This is a genomic window from Nostoc sp. DSM 114167, assembly GCF_052692655.1.
Map to the genome: position 1 here is coordinate 1,275,682 of NZ_CP195116.1, position 17,579 is coordinate 1,293,260.

General features: G+C 42.0%; 18 protein-coding genes. 10 read left to right on the forward strand and 8 right to left on the reverse strand.

Annotated elements, in window-relative coordinates:
- Nucleotides 1-116: 116 nt before the first annotated feature.
- Nucleotides 117-563 carry a Fur family transcriptional regulator gene (locus NSTC731_RS05260; RefSeq protein ID WP_322660180.1) on the reverse strand — a complete coding sequence of 149 codons (447 nt, stop codon included), beginning with the start codon at nucleotides 561-563 and terminating at the stop codon, nucleotides 117-119.
- Between the two features lie 806 nt (nucleotides 564-1,369).
- On the opposite strand from NSTC731_RS05260, the gene NSTC731_RS05265 reads away from it, so the two are divergent.
- Both NSTC731_RS05265 and NSTC731_RS05270 read left to right on the forward strand, forming a co-directional pair.
- Nucleotides 1,370-1,840 (forward strand): CRR6 family NdhI maturation factor, encoded by a 471-nt coding sequence (locus NSTC731_RS05265; RefSeq protein WP_445632023.1) that lies wholly within the window; start codon nucleotides 1,370-1,372, stop codon nucleotides 1,838-1,840.
- Between the two features lie 578 nt (nucleotides 1,841-2,418).
- Nucleotides 2,419-3,147, forward strand: coding sequence for a class I SAM-dependent methyltransferase (locus NSTC731_RS05270; RefSeq protein WP_445629915.1), 729 nt, complete (start codon nucleotides 2,419-2,421; stop codon nucleotides 3,145-3,147).
- A gap of 355 nt (nucleotides 3,148-3,502) precedes the next feature.
- On the opposite strand, the gene NSTC731_RS05275 is transcribed toward NSTC731_RS05270, so the two are convergent.
- Entirely contained in the window at nucleotides 3,503-4,462 is a 960-nt protein-coding gene (locus NSTC731_RS05275) for a glycosyltransferase family 9 protein (RefSeq protein WP_445629916.1), read from the reverse strand.
- 69 nt (nucleotides 4,463-4,531) lie between these two features.
- On the opposite strand from NSTC731_RS05275, the gene ispD reads away from it, so the two are divergent.
- The 3 genes from ispD (at nucleotide 4,532) to NSTC731_RS05290 (ending at nucleotide 6,615) form a co-directional block, all read left to right on the forward strand.
- Complete coding sequence (ispD, locus tag NSTC731_RS05280) at nucleotides 4,532-5,215, forward strand: 2-C-methyl-D-erythritol 4-phosphate cytidylyltransferase (protein ID WP_445629917.1); 684 nt, start codon at nucleotides 4,532-4,534, stop codon at nucleotides 5,213-5,215.
- 292 nt (nucleotides 5,216-5,507) lie between these two features.
- Nucleotides 5,508-6,050: an SMC-Scp complex subunit ScpB gene (gene scpB, locus NSTC731_RS05285; RefSeq protein WP_322710665.1), complete on the forward strand. Its 543-nt coding sequence runs from the start codon at nucleotides 5,508-5,510 to the stop codon at nucleotides 6,048-6,050.
- A gap of 217 nt (nucleotides 6,051-6,267) precedes the next feature.
- The gene (locus NSTC731_RS05290; protein ID WP_094347414.1) at nucleotides 6,268-6,615 is read left to right on the forward strand and encodes a DUF760 domain-containing protein; all 348 of its coding nucleotides are present in this window, start codon (nucleotides 6,268-6,270) and stop codon (nucleotides 6,613-6,615) included.
- Nucleotides 6,616-6,712: 97 nt separating this feature from the next.
- On the opposite strand, the gene NSTC731_RS05295 is transcribed toward NSTC731_RS05290, so the two are convergent.
- A complete protein-coding gene (locus NSTC731_RS05295; protein WP_445629918.1) occupies nucleotides 6,713-7,921 on the reverse strand; it encodes an HhoA/HhoB/HtrA family serine endopeptidase in 1,209 nt (402 codons plus the stop codon).
- Nucleotides 7,922-8,246: 325 nt separating this feature from the next.
- Here NSTC731_RS05295 and NSTC731_RS05300 point away from each other — a divergent pair, with 325 nt between their 5' ends.
- The gene (locus NSTC731_RS05300) at nucleotides 8,247-9,137 is read left to right on the forward strand and encodes a LysM peptidoglycan-binding domain-containing M23 family metallopeptidase (RefSeq protein ID WP_445629919.1); all 891 of its coding nucleotides are present in this window, start codon (nucleotides 8,247-8,249) and stop codon (nucleotides 9,135-9,137) included.
- A gap of 64 nt (nucleotides 9,138-9,201) precedes the next feature.
- Here NSTC731_RS05300 and NSTC731_RS05305 read toward each other — a convergent pair whose 3' ends face one another.
- The 3 genes from NSTC731_RS05305 to NSTC731_RS05315 all read right to left on the reverse strand — a co-directional run bounded on the left by NSTC731_RS05305 (nucleotide 9,202) and on the right by NSTC731_RS05315 (nucleotide 10,812).
- Nucleotides 9,202-10,239 (reverse strand): isochorismatase, encoded by a 1,038-nt coding sequence (locus NSTC731_RS05305; RefSeq protein ID WP_445629920.1) that lies wholly within the window; start codon nucleotides 10,237-10,239, stop codon nucleotides 9,202-9,204.
- 73 nt (nucleotides 10,240-10,312) lie between these two features.
- Complete coding sequence (locus NSTC731_RS05310) at nucleotides 10,313-10,594, reverse strand: type II toxin-antitoxin system RelE/ParE family toxin (RefSeq protein ID WP_445629921.1); 282 nt, start codon at nucleotides 10,592-10,594, stop codon at nucleotides 10,313-10,315.
- Complete coding sequence (locus NSTC731_RS05315) at nucleotides 10,594-10,812, reverse strand: hypothetical protein (protein WP_445629922.1); 219 nt, start codon at nucleotides 10,810-10,812, stop codon at nucleotides 10,594-10,596. The genes NSTC731_RS05310 and NSTC731_RS05315 overlap by 1 nt, the downstream gene beginning before the upstream one ends.
- Before the next feature lie 137 nt (nucleotides 10,813-10,949).
- Here NSTC731_RS05315 and NSTC731_RS05320 point away from each other — a divergent pair, with 137 nt between their 5' ends.
- From NSTC731_RS05320 to ctpC, 3 genes are all read left to right on the forward strand, one after another.
- Nucleotides 10,950-11,843, forward strand: coding sequence for a pentapeptide repeat-containing protein (locus NSTC731_RS05320; RefSeq protein ID WP_445629923.1), 894 nt, complete (start codon nucleotides 10,950-10,952; stop codon nucleotides 11,841-11,843).
- A 391-nt stretch (nucleotides 11,844-12,234) separates the two neighbouring features.
- Nucleotides 12,235-13,461, forward strand: a complete 1,227-nt coding sequence (gene ispG / locus NSTC731_RS05325; protein WP_445629924.1) for a (E)-4-hydroxy-3-methylbut-2-enyl-diphosphate synthase — start codon at nucleotides 12,235-12,237, stop codon at nucleotides 13,459-13,461.
- A gap of 271 nt (nucleotides 13,462-13,732) precedes the next feature.
- Nucleotides 13,733-15,016: a carboxyl-terminal processing protease CtpC gene (gene ctpC, locus NSTC731_RS05330; RefSeq protein WP_445629925.1), complete on the forward strand. Its 1,284-nt coding sequence runs from the start codon at nucleotides 13,733-13,735 to the stop codon at nucleotides 15,014-15,016.
- A gap of 78 nt (nucleotides 15,017-15,094) precedes the next feature.
- Here the strand turns inward: ctpC and NSTC731_RS05335 are convergent, their stop codons facing one another.
- Entirely contained in the window at nucleotides 15,095-15,280 is a 186-nt protein-coding gene (locus tag NSTC731_RS05335) for a DDE transposase family protein (protein ID WP_445629926.1), read from the reverse strand.
- A 118-nt stretch (nucleotides 15,281-15,398) separates the two neighbouring features.
- Here NSTC731_RS05335 and NSTC731_RS05340 point away from each other — a divergent pair, with 118 nt between their 5' ends.
- The gene (locus NSTC731_RS05340) at nucleotides 15,399-15,599 is read left to right on the forward strand and encodes a DUF6887 family protein (protein ID WP_445629927.1); all 201 of its coding nucleotides are present in this window, start codon (nucleotides 15,399-15,401) and stop codon (nucleotides 15,597-15,599) included.
- Between the two features lie 82 nt (nucleotides 15,600-15,681).
- Here NSTC731_RS05340 and NSTC731_RS05345 read toward each other — a convergent pair whose 3' ends face one another.
- Entirely contained in the window at nucleotides 15,682-17,409 is a 1,728-nt protein-coding gene (locus NSTC731_RS05345; protein ID WP_445629928.1) for a succinate dehydrogenase/fumarate reductase flavoprotein subunit, read from the reverse strand.
- Nucleotides 17,410-17,579 lie beyond the last annotated feature (170 nt).

A 17,579-nucleotide genomic window follows, 5' to 3' on the forward strand; every position in this document is an offset into this window, starting at 1 on the left:
CTTGTTCAATAATTCCCCCCTGTCTCCCTTGCCTTCCTTGTCTCCCTTGTCTCCCTTGTCTCCCCTGCTTCCCTGCTCCCCTGCTCCCTTGCTCCCTTGCTCCCCAACCCCTACCCCTACCCCTCCTGCGGATTACGGTAGCCAAAAAAGTTAATACTGTAGTCAGTAATCCGCACTCCTGTTTCTTCTTCAATTTTGCGGATCAAATCTTCTGGTAGTTCCACATGAACATCAAGAATTTGATTTGTATCTACACAGTTTATATGACTGTGAGAGTCACTGATATTGCCGTACAAACGCCCATCACAGCGTTCAATACACTCAATAATGCCTTGACTCGATAGTGCTTCTAGATTTTGATAAACAGAAGTATGACCGATCTCTTTGCCTTGTTGGTTCAAGCGATCGTAAATCTCTCTTGCAGCAAGATGTTCATTTGCTTGCCAAAGTAATTCCAGAATAAAGCGACGTTGACGACTAACGCGCATACCCAGGATTTGACAGCGCTCAAGTGCATCTTCTAAGGAACGAATTGGTCTTGTAGTAATTGTTTGTTTTTGCATATTACAGCTTGTTAACTGTTGGGAGAATTTTCCCATCTAAATGTTTATTGGTTATTTAATATAGGACTCGTATTTGATTGCGTGAAAAAAACTCAGTACACATTTATTCCTTCTTCCTATTCCCTATTCCCTATTCCGTGTTCCCTCCCTACGCAAATAATTTCTCCAAATCAAAGCGGATTCCTATATATGCAATGATATTGCGCACCGCTGTCTCACCTGTACTTATGTTTTGGCTTTTGATGCTGTGAAAGTGACAGGTGGCGATTATGATTTTTTTTGCTTGTTGACGGCTACTTTGTCAGACCTTCATCTAAAACAAACTCATTACAACTTTAACTTAAAATTACTGTAAATGTCCACCTTGGGGCAGGGCTTACCCAAGTAGACTAATTCTAATGGCATACCATATTAATAGTGTAGTAATTCTTTAGTTATATATTAAGTAATTATCTCAATGACAAAAGTAATATTTGATTTTAGTAAACATCGGTGAAGTGAGTCGCGTAGGCGAGCATTTACCGCAGCCATCGCTAGTGGCTCATATCAAGGCTATTAATGGATGTATATTTGTGATAATCAACGAAAATTAAGCAAAAGTATCAAATAAATTTGAGCAAGGTCAGACTTGTGTTTAAACCTTATATGAGTTGACGAAATTATTAGCAAAAAGTATCAGTAAATACTAATTGATTTATGAAAAAGACTTTGTGCGATCCAAAGTCAATGTAGCGTCAATCCCTGAAAGCTGCTACTGTATATTCTCGATCCTACAGTTGAGCATCAAGAAGGTGGCTGCTAAATCAATGACAATTGCGATCGCACTCAATAATGACTTTATTAACAATCTGGATCTGTCCCCTGCATCAGGGGTGATTGAAAAAATGCTGCAAGATGGGGTTGCATCCCACGAACAGCAGCTACGCTTTGATGTAAATTACGACCTCCAGCTTGGCGACCCACGGGAACTCTCAGAAATTCCAGAGGTGCGTCTGTGGTTTGTGCGTCTAGATGCCAAATATCCCTGGTTGCCATTTTTACTAGATTGGAAAGCTGGGGAATTTGCCCGTTATGCCGCCATGCTTGTACCACACCAGTTCAGTTCTCAAGAAGGTATTCAGTATAATCCTGAAGCCTTAGAGATATTTTTGATGCACAAAATCTTTATTTTAGGTGATTGGCTCAAACAACAAAACATACCCAGCCTCTCGCGCCTAAAGTCTATGGCGCAAATTCTAGGCTATGAATTAGATGATGCTTTTTTTGAAATATTTTAAATAGCTAATAGGTGATGGAAAAATTTTGAAAAAATTTCCTGTGTTTTAGTGGACTGTGTGAAGTTATTCTGATATTGCAATATCGTTCCGTTAAGAGCTAATTTGTAAACTCAAGTAAAGTACTTGTCTTGCAAGGATTTCAGGAATTTGAGTCAAAAAAATACTTATTCGCTGAAACTCAGACCTAGTAACGAGTTGAGTATCCTTCAGATTTTCTTTACGAATCAGCTCTAAGCCCTAAATCGTTTGTAGAGAAGCGTTAGCGCATTGACCGATACGAAGTAGAATTTCGCGCCTCTATTTGCCGAAATCAATACCAAAAACTTCACTGAATCGTATTGATCCATAGTATACTTTGCAATATTTCAAATATTCTCTAAGGATGAAATTTTTATCTATCTAAAAAGATATTTTTTAAATTAACCATAGCAAATATGCTGAGAATAGAAACCTGTTTCTTATACAGTAAAATACAGGTCTTATTTTATACTGTTTCGTGAAAGCACTTTCAGTAGTTCACAAGATCCTGAAAGAGCAATTTTGTAATCAAACAAGCTTGATAAAATGAGGGTTTTAGAATGACAAATTTAGTACCTGAGCGTGCAACATCTGAAGAAGAACGTTTCCAAGATGACTATTATTCTTACTTTGAATCCCCGGAGAATGTCACTCGATACACACCGACAGGTGGTTTTTTAAGTAACGCTTTTCCTGAAAAATCATTCTCTTTATTAGATTTAGGATGCGGTAATGGGGCTTTAAGCAAATATCTTCCGGCTCGATGTGACTATCTAGGAGTCGATCACAGTGAATTAGCTATTGAAAAATGTATAAAAACTTACCCGAATAGAAATTTTATTACCAAAGATTTATCGCTTTTCCTGTCTGAACTTGTTGAAGATAATCAAAAATTTGATGCAGTCGTGCTAGCGGGTTTGTTATTTCACAGCATTAACAAAGATACCCAAGAAAAAAAAGACGATCAAGAAATTATTCAATTTTGCCTGAATAAAATACTAAATGACAAAGGATATCTTGTTCTGATAGTACCTTTTTGCTACGGCGATCATCCATCTCACACTTTGTTTGTTCGAGCAGAGTGGCTACAAAAATCAATAGAGAAAATGCTAGAAATTGCTAATGCAAAAATTGTTCACGAGAATATATCTCTACAAATTGGTTTGGAAAAGAGGGTTCGAGAGCAGAAAGCGACTCCTGATTGGTTTGTTTCCGATAGTAATGCTGATTATCCCAGTATATTTGTGGGAACATATATGGCAAGCTGGACATTTATTGCTTGCCTCTAATTAATACCATTTTGGATTTTAGATGAGGAATTTGACCTGTAGAGATGCGAAATTGTACTTTATCTTGCTGAGTTAACGCATCTCTAAAGATTTTGGATTTAACTGTTAGAAAGACGCGAGAAATCGCCGTCTCTACAGGAAATTTATCGGTCAATTAGTTCTTGACATACTACTAAAATAGATAAATTTATCTAAATAAAAACTGAAAGCCGTTCCCAACTTGTGACAACGGCTGAGTGATAAATTATAGAGCTTTTCATTTGTATGCAATATACATTCACCTCTCTCCTGTAAAGAGAGAGGTTTTGAGGCTTACTGTCTGTTCTAGGTATCTAAGTTTGGGAAAACTACTGGTTTAGCCACCCCAAATTTTCTCTAAAACTGTGTTTGGTGAAATATCCGCCGTTTTTCCCGTAAGGGATTCAATAGCTAGGAATTTATCGTTTTTCGGCAACAACTTAGCTGGATTGCTGGGTCCAAAGATGGCAATGGTATAAGTTTGGACTGCAACACTTAGCTGTAGTGCCGCGCTATCAGTAGATAACATCAAATTTGCCCCAGCAATTATGGCAGTTAACTTACCAATATCATCTGGGGCAGTCACCTTAATATCTGGAGAAGACTCCAGAAGCGATCGCACAAACAGCTCATCATCAAGTCCCTTAATAACCACCACAGGCAGATCGGGCTGCTTTTGTTGGAAGGCTTGAATAATTTGCTGCCAATTCTCGACAGGGTAGATTTTATCTAGTTCTTTAGCCTGTAATAACTGGCCAGAACCGCCATAAATCAAGATATAGCCTGTTTCATGAACCCCTAAACGTTTTTGTTCGTTTTGTGCCCACTCAATATCTGGTTTTGGTACATTTACTGCTAACTCTGGGACAGGGCTATTTATTTCCAACGGTTGCAGCAAGTCGTGATATACTGCTGCCACATATTGGGATGGTTTAAACGGCACAGTATGGGTAAGAAAACCCGATCCTTTGCCTTGGTAGCCAATACGTATAGGAATTCCCGTCAACCAGAGTAAAAGACCTACCAACCAATTTTGCTCAACAATAATAGCAACATCGTATTCGCGATCGCGAATTGTCCCCACTAAATTACCCCAATCTGCCAGACTGTTACGGTCATTAAAATCAAAGTTCAGCACCTCGTGAACTGATTTGCTCACTCGGTAGGCAGCCTTTGACCGGGGTTCAACAACGACATCTATCTGAGCGTCAGGGTAATGGCGCTTCAGGTCATCTAGAGTCGGAAAGAAGAGAATTTGGTCGCCAATTCCGCCAGGTACAAGGGCTACTACTCGCATAATATTTATTGACGCTTACTCGCTCCCTATTTTAGGGGAAAATATATAGCTTAAAGATTGAGGAATTCTGTGTATTTACTAATTCCAGCTGCGGGAATCGGAAAAAGAATGGGGAGTAACCGCAATAAACTCCTTCTAGAAGTGCGATCGCAACCAATTATTGCTTGGACTTTATTAGCCGCAGAAGCCGCCAGTACAATCAGTTGGATCGGGATTATTTCTCAGTCTAGCGATTGGCCAGAGTTCAAAGCAATTATTGCCGATCTAAAGCTGACTAAACCAGTAGAATTAATTCAAGGCGGCTCCACCCGCCAAGAATCTGTTTACAATGGCTTGCAATCTCTGCCAATAGCCGCAGAACAAGTGTTGATTCACGATGGTGCTAGATGCCTGGTAACACCAGATTTATTTAACTCTTGTGCCGAGGCCATTCGCCACTGTCCCGGTTTAATTGCTGGTGTACCCGTCAAAGACACCATCAAAATTGTTGATGAACAAGGCATAATTCAAGAGACACCCGACAGACGACAACTATGGGCGGCACAAACTCCCCAAGGATTTGATGTCAAGTTGTTGAAACAGTGCCATGCTGAAGGAGTCCGTCAAGGTTGGGAAGTAACCGACGACGCCGCCTTATTTGAAAAGTGTGGCATCGAAGTCCGAATTGTCGAGGGAGAAGAGACAAATTTAAAAGTGACCACTCCACAAGATTTAGCGATCGCAGAATTTATTCTCACCAGTAGAGGCTTATGAAGAGGCAGAGGGGCAGGGGGCAGGGGGCAGGGGGCAGGGGAGACAAGGAAGACAAGGGGGACAAGGGGCAATTTATTGAACAAGTCTCTCCCAAGTCTCCCCCCTCTTTCTTGTCCACCTTGTCTCTTCTCCATGCCCAATGCCCAATTTGAAATAGTCAAAAAATATTTTGACAATTTAGGATATAATGCCACACACTTGTTGATTGTTAGTTGTCATGTACTAATGACCAATACTTCGACTACGCTCAGTACAAGTGACTAATGACTAATGACTAACGACTAATGACTAAATGATTACAGCCACAGCGACGAAGATAGAAGCAATTCTCTATTTAAAGGGTAAACCCTTGTCGCTCGGCGAAATCGCCGAGTATGCCGCGTGCGATCGCGCCACTGTCAAAGAAGGCATAATTGAACTAATGGACAACTATGCCCACCGAGATAGTGCCCTAGAGGTAGTAGAAACTCCAGATGGTTACAGTTTGCAACTCCGGTCTGACTTTCATGATTTAGTGCAAACGATGATACCAGTAGAATTGGGTGTAGGTGCATTGCGAACTTTGGCAGCGATCGCCCTTAATAGTCCCATACTCCAAAGCGACTTGATTAACCTACGCGGTTCAGGAGTATATCAGCACGTCCCAGAACTCGTTGAACTTGGTTTCATCCGCAAACGCCGAGACAGCGATTCTCGCTCCTACTCACTCCAAGTAACCCCAAAATTTCATCAGTATTTCCAAATCGAACAACTTCCACAAATACTTTCTACAAGTCAGAAGGAAGAACAATTAGAACTAGAACTAGAACTAAAGGCAGTGGCAAGTAGAGAATAGGGAATAGGGAATAGGGAATAGGGAACACGGGGAAGAATAAAAATTACCTCTTTCTCCTCTACTCCCTGCCCCCTGCCCCCTGCCCCCTGCCCCCTGCCCCCTGCCCCCTGCCTCTTCTGCCCCACTCCCCTCCTCTAGACTTATACCCGTGGTGAATGCGCTACTCTTGTACTATGGTTTAGAGTAGAGTTAGCAATTAAGCTAAATAAAACTGCCAATGGTGTTTAATCCTGACTTTTTGAATGACAACTCCGAGGAACACCCTAATCAACTTCTTTCCGACCACTCTGAGGAATACCCTAATCAGTTACTCAAATATCTACAGCATCAGTCTCCTGATGTTTTAGCTAGGGTTGCTCAGTCCGCCAGCCCCGAAATTAAACAAATCATCTCGCAAAATGTCCAAGGGCTAGTGGGAATGCTCCCGGCAGAAAATTTCAACGTGCAAATCACAACAGATCGGGAGAATTTAGCTGGACTTCTAGCGTCGGCAATGATGACGGGGTATTTTCTGCGCCAGATGGAACAAAGAATGCAGTTAGAGCATTTGTCTAATGGTCAATAATTAATAGTCAGTAGTCAAAGATTTTGGGATTATTGACCAAATAATGACTAATTCGTAATTCAAAATGACGCTCTCTATGAATTACGAATTATTTTGACTACTTCTTTTCAGGATAAGCTCCTGATTGTACTTTGAAGGTTTGAACTTTACCGCTGCGATTGACTTCGATCGCTATTATGTCTCCAACTTTGCTCGACTCTACCAGCCTCTGAACTTGGGCTGAAGTTTTGACAGGTTTCCCGTTAATTTTTTGAATCACGTCTCCAGGAAGCAGTCCTCCACGCTTTGCTGGGGAATCATCTGTGACTCCTTTAATCACAATTCCAGCATCCTGTTGAATATTTAGCTGATTTTCTTGATTAATCTGCTGTTTTCTGATGGGAGAAAGGTCTGCCATTTCAACACCCAAGAAGGGATGTTCTACGCGTCCTTTAGTAAAAAGTTCATTAGCGATGCGGGCGGCGGTTTCAATGGGGATGGCAAAACCAAGTCCTTGAGCATCAGCGCGAATGGCAGTGTTAATGCCAATCACTTCGCCTTGGGCGTTTAATAAGGGGCCACCAGAATTACCAGGATTAATTGCGGCATCAGTTTGGATAAAGCTGACTCGCTTATCGGGAACACCAACTTGAGTGCTAGTGCGATCGGTAGCGCTGATGATACCGATAGTGACAGTATTATCTAAACCCAGAGGATTGCCAATAGCGATCGCCCATTGCCCTGGGATCAGGTTTTGCGAATTGCCCAGTTTTACCGTCGGCAAATCATTCGCTTTTATTTTCACTACCGCCACATCTGTCACAGAATCAACTCCTACCACCTTCCCCTCTAAACTGCGACCATCTTTGAGGGTAACTTGCACTGTATCTGTATCTGCTACTACATGAGCGTTGGTGAGTAATTCTCCATCATCGCTCACAATAAATCCCGATCCTGTACCGCGCTCAATGCGTTCTTGAGGAATTGGTTGGTCATCCTCTCCAAAGAATCGCCGCAAGATGGGATTTTTCAAAGCGTCAGAGATAGGATTGGCTACTTTGCGAGTCGCATTAATTCGGACTACAGCCGGGCCAACTTTTTGCACTGCCGTCGCAATAAAATTCACGTTGTCGCCACCAGTAAGCCCAATAGCTCCGTTAGGAGAATTCGGAACTACGGATTCTGGAGGCGAAGCCATTGTTACATTTTTTAGCTGTTGGAACGAGCGATTTTGGGGAATGAAATAGCGACTGCCAAACAAACCTGCACCACCGCCAATTACCAGTAAAAACACATAAACCGCCAGTTGCTTTAAGGATAACTTCATAATTGTTTTGCTCAAGAACAGCAATGCAGTTGCTAATTTCTAAGTGTAGTCAAGCGAACGGCAAGTGGACAGATCAATTTACGAGAAATTAGGGATTGGGAATTTGTCATTGGGGATTGGGGATTGGGAGTACTAAGTAATGAGTAATGAGTAATGAGTTAGAGTTATTCTCCCCCTGCTCCCTGCTCCCTGCTCCCCTGCTCCTCTGCCCCTCTGCTCCCCTGCTCCTCTGCTCCTCTGCTCCTCTGCCCCTCTGCTCCCCTGCTCCCCAATTCCCATTCTTCCCATCTAAAATCTAAAGTTAATGCGCTCTTGACCTTTATACATGACTTTACCCTTTCGTCAACTATTTCTCTGTAGCTTAAGCGCCTTGGGCCTAGTAAGCATACTGCCATACTCAAACAGTGCTAACGCTGCTGTAAGTGGTTGCTCAACTCCAGCCCTATCTCGCTTCCAACGTCATAAAGTTGTTCGTGGCGAAACTTTGGAGAGTATAGCGCAGCGCTACAATCTCATTCCGACAACTATTATTGGCATGAATCCAGCTTTGCAGAACGGTGCACCTGCCGCTGTTGGTAGTGTGCTTCAGATTCCTCCCTACAATGGGATTGTAGTCGAAGTGCCTCGCGGTCAAACTTGGCGACAAGTGGCTGCACAATACAAAGTTCGTGCTGATAGCCTGTTTGAGGTGAATGGCTGCCAACAAAACCCCAGAATCGTGTTTGTTCCGGGGGTAAATTGGTCGCCTAATGGTGTTGTAACTAAGTCCCCTTTACCTACCGATCCAGGTACACCAAACCGTGCATCTTTGTCTGGATATCCCTTAGCACAAGTAGCAACTTTAGGATTAGCTTACGGCTGGCAAATAAATCCTGGGACAGGTGAAGTTTTCTTCCATAGTGGTGTTGATTTATTGGCACCAGTTGGTAGTAATGTACTAGCGATCGCCCCTGGAACTGTAGCCTTTGCCAGCGATCAAGGTTCTTACGGCAAATTGGTCATTATTAACCACAGTGGTGGACTTCAAAGCCGCTACGCCCAGCTTGACAGCATCAAAGTTACTGTCGGCCAGCAAGTCAAAAAAGGAGACTTACTGGGAACAGTAGGAACTAGTGGAAAACCAAGTTCCATTCAACCGCACCTGCATTTTGAAGTGCGTTCTAGTTCATCTCTGGGTTGGGTAGCAGAAGATCCAAAGGGCTATTTGAAAAAATAAAGTTCGTTTTGAAACGCAGAGGAAATCTCTGTGTTACTCTGCGAAACCTTCGCGATCCTTTGCGTTAAAAAAAAGATGCTATGTTTTCGCTAGATTTGACGATGTGCATTCCTGCCTCTGTAAACCTTTTAAATGCTGCATCTGCCTGTTCTGTGTAGTCCACAACACCGGGGACAACAACGGGGGAAGTGGAATCTTCTAACAGATAGATTTTTTTAGCAAGGGTAGCATCTACCTGTTTAATTTCTGTTAATAAATCGTCAATTGTCCAAGCGACACAGTGACTTTTAGCTTGACCACCAATAATTACTGCATCATATTCTAAAAGTTGTTTAATCAGGCGCGTGTTCTTTTGAGCGAGTGGACGTTGTTCAAAATCTTCCAACACTTCTGGACGTAAAATGGAATAGTTTTCTGTTAAAGGATTTTCACCTTTAATTTCAAATTGCGTTTGACTCTGACGCGCCATGCCGTGGAAAAATATCGCTTCTTCTACTGATGAAACTAAAGCATGACCAATACCACCCAACATAGAATGATAAGGCCAAACTGTGAGGGGATATTTCCCATCTTGACTAAGTTTTTTAAGGTAATGGTAAGCGTGTTTTTCTAATAATTCATAATCTCCATTAGTAACACTGTTAGCAACTGCTGGGTTTACTTTCCAAATACCTTTTTCAATATCTGCTGGTGTAATGCTAGTCGCTGCTGGAGTTGGATGTTCTCCCGTAGCGTTCACCCAAAAGATCGGATGGAAAATTTGCGTTGCTGTGTGGGTATCTAGAGTAGGTACAATTTTTGTAATTACTCCCAAGTTTCGATAGATAAACTCAGATAATCTGACGTTATCATCCACCGCCGCATGACCGGATTTTCCACCTACAAATAATTCAAATCCAGGGATGCAGAAGGTGTTTTGGACATCAATTAACAGTAGGCAAATACGAGTTTTATCTAAAGATGCAGGTTTGATATTGTGTTGTTTTGCCCAGATTTCACCTTCGGCGGCACGTTCTTGGTAAGGTACGCGCCAGACTTCGCCGACTTTATCGGGGTTAAAGTGTGGAGGAATTGGTAGTTGGGGTGTTATTTGGGTGTTCATAATTACAGCCGCTTTTATTCTGTAATAACATCTATGATTTCAATTCCCAAATTTTCTTAAGTCTAGTGTTACCTCAGTAAACATCATCATGAGAACCTAAAGTCAACAAAGAAATTACTAATTCCCCAGAATCGGGATGAGGAACAAACTCAAATAGAATCCGATTGTTGTAGTCTATGGAACAAGCCCATGTACCCAATAAATCCCCTTTAAGTTTATGAGTACGCAAGCTAGGGTAAAACGGCTCTTCAGCAAGCTGTTGTAATGTTTGCTCAACCAAAGAGCGTAATTGCGGGTTTCGACGGGCTAAACGCTTAAAATCTCGAATAAATCTTGCACTCCAAAGCAGTTGCATCAATCATCTAACTCCGCCATTAAATCAGCAACAGTTCCACTACGTACTTCACCTTTAGCATAGGCTTCACGAGCTTCTGCAACCGCCTTTAATAAGTCATGCCGTCGCTGTTGTTTAAGGCGCTTTTGGATAATATCTACAAGAATAGCCTGAGCTTCTGGATCTAATGCTTCTACCGCTTCTATGGCTTTCTGGAATGTAGATGTTTTTTCTAGCATTGGCGTCAAAGAATTTGATGATAAGTCTAATTTAGCTGGTAGTAGGAGCGATCGCTCCTCATCTTCCTGACTTCATAGTATATTTGTATTATTAAATAAATTTAGCGTTAGCAAAGCTTAACGAAGTTATCGCTCTTATGAACCGTGATGAATTACTCAAACGCTATACCGCAGGTGAGAGAGACTTTTCAGGAGTTGACCTAAGTAGTGTCAAACTAAAAGGTGTTGAGTTGTATGGTGTCAACCTCAGCAAGGCGAATTTAAGTAATGTCAAGTTAGGCTATGCTGACATCACTTGTAGCAACTTGCAAGAAGCTAACCTCAGTGGAGTAAACCTAGATCATACTCGAATTGATGGATGCAATTTAACAGGTGCTAACTTGAGAGGTATCGATGCATTTCAGTCATCTTTTGAAGGTTCTAATTTAACTGGTGCTGATTTGAGTCAAGCTCTATTAAGAGGAATCGGGTTGCAGGGTGTAAATCTCAGTGATACTAATTGGGAAAAAGCAAATATTGATAGTTGGTTTGTAGTCAAATTTAAGCATTATCTGAAAAAAGTTTATCTTAAGCGTACTGTTTTATATGTTGACGATACCAATGAAATAAATAACTGTGGAGCAAATTTAACTGACGCTATTTACTATAATTCTGATGGTTTTAAAGACACAGCAGCAAATGATCCACCAGGTGTAATTCGCATATATCCCGGTGCTGACTTAAGTGGACTAGATTTTAGCGGTTGTAATCTCAGGAATCTTGACTTGCAAGGTGTAAATCTGAGTGGCAGTAATTTAAGAGGTGCTAACTTAATACACACAGACTTAAGGAATGCTAACCTCACAAATACAGACTTGCGAGATACTTATTTGAGATATACAGACTTGCAGGGCGCTATCTTATGCAACACTATTATGCCAGAAAAAAGAATTGAAGAAAATCAACTACATAAGGTTGAAGATGCTGAAGAGATTGATTATATATTAGATTTAGATAATGACGAATTAACTTTTGATGATGACGATCAATAATTTATTCACCATTTGTATTAATTTCCATCACTTACACCTATGAGGCTTAGGAATTGGATACTCACAGAGTATAGTTGTAATGAAAGCTGCACTATCAGGAATTGAGTGAATTACAAGTATTGCAGATTGGGTCATGGCGTTCCTGGATTATAAGTAATATTGATAACTCAGTAATAAGGCGATCGCACTCAAGCTACTCACTTAAAATCTTTTAAGTAATATATCTTTACAAATGAGCAAAACTCCTCAATTGCTCTTTTTTTCTTTGCTTGTGTTGTTTTCCATTTTTTTCTATATTAATCGTCCAAAAAGGCGCTAGCTGTGGCAATCTGGGAAACAGAGATTTATCAAATCTGATATTTTAACGACAGCAAATTTACCTAATCAGGTTATGCAAACTCTGCCCATAGTAGATACTTCAAATACTACATCAAGCCAACCTACCTTTGATACAACTATCAAGCGGCGTAAAACCCGCCCTGTAAAGGTGGGAAATGTCACTATTGGCGGCGGCTACCCCGTTGTAGTACAGTCAATGATTAACGAAGACACTCTTGATATTGATGGTTCCGTAGCTGCTATTCGTCGTCTGCACGAAATAGGCTGCGAAATTGTCCGCGTCACAGTGCCGAGTATGGCTCATGCTAAAGCTTTAGGGGAAATTAAACAAAAATTAATAAAAACTTACCAAGACGTACCCATTGTGGCTGATGTTCATCACAACGGGCTAAAAATCGCCGTGGAAGTTGCCAAGCACATAGAGAAAGTACGAATTAATCCAGGCTTGTATGTGTTTGAAAAGCCAAACATTAATCGCACTGAGTATACTAAAAGCGAATTTGACGAAATTGGCGATAAAATCCGCGAAACCTTAGAACCTCTAGTAGTTTCTTTGCGCGATCAAGGAAAATCGATGCGAATTGGGGTAAATCACGGTTCCCTGGCTGAGAGAATGCTATTTACTTACGGTGACACCCCCGAAGGAATGGTGGAATCTGCTATAGAATTCATCCGCATTTGTGAATCTTTGGATTTCCGCAACTTGGTAGTTTCCATGAAAGCCTCACGAGTCCCGGTGATGGTGGCCGCCTATCGCCTCATCGCCAAGCGTATGGATGAACTGGGTATGGATTACCCGTTACATTTAGGCGTTACCGAAGCTGGTGATGGCGAATACGGGCGAATTAAATCCACGGCTGGTATTGCTACCTTACTTGCTGATGGCATTGGCGATACAATTCGCGTTTCTCTTACAGAAGCACCAGAAAAAGAAATTCCCGTCTGCTACAGCATTCTCCAAGCTTTGGGATTGCGAAAAACGATGGTGGAATACGTCGCTTGTCCTTCTTGTGGACGCACTTTGTTTAATCTAGAGGAAGTACTGCACAAAGTCCGGGAAGCCACTAAACACTTAACGGGACTAGATATTGCAGTGATGGGTTGTATTGTCAATGGCCCCGGAGAAATGGCAGATGCCGACTATGGGTATGTTGGTAAAACACCTGGTTATATTTCTTTGTATCGTGGTCGAGAAGAAATTAAAAAAGTCCCAGAAGATAAAGGTGTAGAGGAATTAATTAACCTGATTAAGGCAGATGAACGCTGGGTAGATCCATAAAGGGAGCAGAGGAGGAAGGGGACAAGGGGGACAAGGGGGACAAGGGTGAATAATTAAATAAGTCTCTTCCTTATCTCCCCCCTCTTCCTTGTCTACCTTGTCTCTTCTCAATGCCCCATACCCAAAAACTTTGTATCTTTTAACCATCAAGGTCGCCGGATTGTCAAGTATTTTGTTTAAATTAAGGATACATACTCGGTCTGTACAGTGGTAGCCTGTGTTAGATTGAGCATACTGACTATATTATTTTCCCTCTGACGCAGCTGTCATTATGGTGATTACAAAAAATAGGCTTGTTTTGGGTGCTACGGCAGTTACACTCTCCACGATCGCTGTTACTAGCCTTGGCATTCATTCGCGAGGTCAGGCTTTATTTAAAGCAAGTCCTAAAGAATTAGTAGATGAAGTTTGGCAAATTGTTCAGCGCCAATATGTCGACGGTACTTTTAATCAGGTAGATTGGCAGGCTGTTCGTAAGGAATACTTGAGCAAGTCCTACAGTAATCCCCAGGATGCGTATAAGTCCATTCGGGAAATGCTGAAAAAGCTAGATGACCCATACACCCGGTTTATGAGTCCAGAGGAATTCAAGAATATGCAGGTGGATACCTCTGGAGAATTAACAGGGATTGGGATCACCATTAGTCAAGATGAAAAAACCAAGCAATTGGTTGTAATTGCGCCAATCGAAGATACACCAGCCTTTAAAGCTGGTGTTTTAGCAAAAGATATCATCCTCAAAATTGACGGCAAAGATACTAAGGGGATGGATACTAACCAGGCAGTATCCTTGATTAGAGGTGAAGCAGGATCGAAAGTCAGCTTGACTATTCAACGCGACAAACAGATAAAACAATTTGATATTACACGGGCGCGAATTGAAATCCATCCAGTTAAGTTTTCTGAAAAGAAAACTCCAGCAGGCAATCTTGGTTACATTCGCTTGAACCAGTTCAGTGCCAATGCTGGTAAAGAAATGCAAACCGCTATCAAAAATTTAGAAAGCAAAAAGGTAGCTGGATATATTCTCGATTTGCGTGGTAATCCAGGCGGCTTACTTTTCTCCAGCGTAGATATCGCCCGGATGTGGATAGATAAAGGTAAGATTGTCTCCACTGTTGAACGCCAAGGAGAGGCAGAAAAGGAAGAGGCAAACGGAAAAGCCTTAACAAATAAACCGTTGGTGGTGCTGGTAGATAAAGGTTCCGCTAGTGCCAGTGAAATCCTCTCAGGAGCTTTGCAGGATAATAAGCGTGCTACTTTGGTCGGTACTCAAACCTTTGGTAAGGGACTAGTGCAATCGGTGCGTCCCCTAGAAGATGGTTCAGGATTAGCGGTGACAATTGCTCATTACTATACCCCCAATGGTACAGATATCAATCACAAAGGCATTTCGCCAGATGTGAAAGTGGATTTGAGCAAAAAGCAGATGGAGGATTTGTGGCTGCATGAACGTGACAAACTCGCGACTCTTGCAGACCCTCAATTCGCTAAAGCGGTGGAAGTGATAGGTAAAAAAATTGCTGAAAAGGGCACACCTACGGCAGAAAAATGAAGAGTTAGGAATAAAGTTAGGAGTGAATAGTGAGGAGTTAGAAATAAAGACCGTCACTATCAACTTCTAACTACTAACTTAAACTGGTTGGCACTTTCCAGCCCTAATGAGTCCGACACGTCGAGCGATCGCTTCTTCTTGCGAACTAAAAGGCCCCCACTGTTCTATAATCTCTAGATTATCGTTGCCAACTTGGTCGCTAGGGATAATTTCACAATTTCCAGCAGAACGCTTGACAATATACCAAGTTTGTGAATCGCTCATATTTTAAATATATTGTTTTTTATAGTAAGAATTTTACGACATACAGAAAATATCTTCGCACTTACTGCTAAATCTCACATTATGTAGGTGCGATCGTAAAATCTTGTAGTATGAAACCATGAATAATGTAAACTATGCAGCAATGAGCGACCAAGAGCTAAAGAGTTACTTTATCAACCATAAGGATGATAAAGAAGCCTTTTATGCTTACATGGATAGACGAAAATCTCGTCATAGCGATGCTGCAATACAATTAAATGATCCGGCTTGGGAAGAAAAGATAACAGCTGTAATTCAGAAACAATTAGGTTCTGATTGATAACTTAATCATTTCATATTCTGAATCGAGGTGGACACAATTTTTGTAGTCCCCTCGATTTCTCACATAAATTTATCTTTGGCTAATACTTCCGCTCTTTTGGCTCAAACATAGTAATCGCCACCGGTCTATATTGAATATCAATTCCGGCTGGTGAATAGTAAGCCATTGTATGTTTGAGAAAGTTAGCATCATCTCGTTCGGAATAATCTTCGCGGAAATGAGCGCCACGGCTTTCTTGGCGATTTAGGGCTGATGCCAAAATAGTTTGTCCTACTACCATTAAACTTCGCAATTCCAAGGCTTCTACGAGTTCTGTATTCCAGCAACTACCTTTGTCATCTAAATAAATTTGCGGATATTTTTGTTGTATTTCTTCTAGTTTCTGCAAACCTTCAGTCATTAATGCCTCAGTGCGGAAAACACCGCAGTACTCAGTCATACAATCCTGAAAAGCTTCACGAACTTGGTTAATGCGGTACTGTCCTGGTTGTTCTAGCAAAGCTTGAATTTGTTGCTGGGCTTCTGTTACATACCTTTGTTCATCAACAGAGGGTAACTTCCGTTTTTGCACAAATTTGGCGATCGCAGCTCCAGTTCTTTTACCATAAACTACACACTCCAGCAGTGAATTACTCCCCAAGCGATTCGCCCCATGTACAGAAACACAAGATGTTTCGCCAGCGGCAAAGAAAGCATCAACTAAACCATCACCACTGCTACGGACTTGTCCATCAGTATTAACTGGGATACCACCCATACAATAGTGAATTGTTGGGCGGACTGGCATCGGTTGAGTTACTGCATCAACACCTACCAAACGATGGGCTTCTTCCCAGCAGAAGGGAACGCGACTCATAATTTTTTCTTTGCCCAGATGGCGCAGATCCAAATAGACAAAGGGGCCACCAGCACTGCCATTGAGATGAATACCACGTCCAGCGCGAATTTCGTAAGCGATCGCTCGTGAGGTAATATCACGAGGAGCTAGTTCCATGCGACTGGGGGCATAGTTCGCCATAAAGCGATCGCCTTCACTGTTAATTAGATACGCGCCTTCTCCCCGTACCGCTTCTGAAATCAGCACCCCTACCGGATATAAGCCAGTAGGATGAAACTGCACAAATTCCATATCTTCCAGGGGCAAACCTGCGATCGCAGTCATTGCCAAACCATCACCCGAAGAAGCGTAATCATTGGAGGTAGTGTTATAAACGCGACCATAGCCCCCTGTGGCAAACATCACCGCCTTAGCCCGCACCACCTCGATATGTCCATCCAAAAGATGGAACATGACCACACCCTTCGCCTCATTTTCTTCCAAAATGAGACGCATCACGTACCACTCTTCATAAACTTGCACGCCATAACGCCGCAAGTTGTTAACCAATTCGTGCAAAATCGCGTGACCGGTTTTGTCAGCAGCGTAACAAGTGCGGTTGTGTGAATGTCCGCCAAAAGCTCTTTGGGCAATGCGCCCATCGGGTAAGCGAGAGAACAAAACGCCGAGATGTTCCAAGTCAATTACCACATCTGGCGCTTCTTGAGCGAGAATTGCCACAGCATCTTGGTCTGCCAAGTAATCAGAACCCTTGACAGTATCAAAAGCGTGTGCTTCCCAACTATCTTCGGAATCAACATTTTTCAGCGATGCAGCCATACCCCCTTGAGCTGCCACCGAGTGAGAACGAATTGGGTGGGTTTTGGCAACGACAGCAATATTTAAACTAGGGTCAGTGCGGGCAATTTCTACAGCAGCGCGACATCCCGCCAATCCGCCCCCGACAATAATCACATCGTGTTCCAGCATAATTAGCCCTCTGATAGCAAACCACTGCTGTTCTATTGTAGAGATGTGATTAATCAGCTAGTGCGTTGTAACAATAACATCTGTACAAAAAATCCCTGCTTCTATACAGGGAGGTTGTAACAAATTTTGAAATTAGGAGTGAAAAGTTAAAAACAAAGAGTTATGGCACA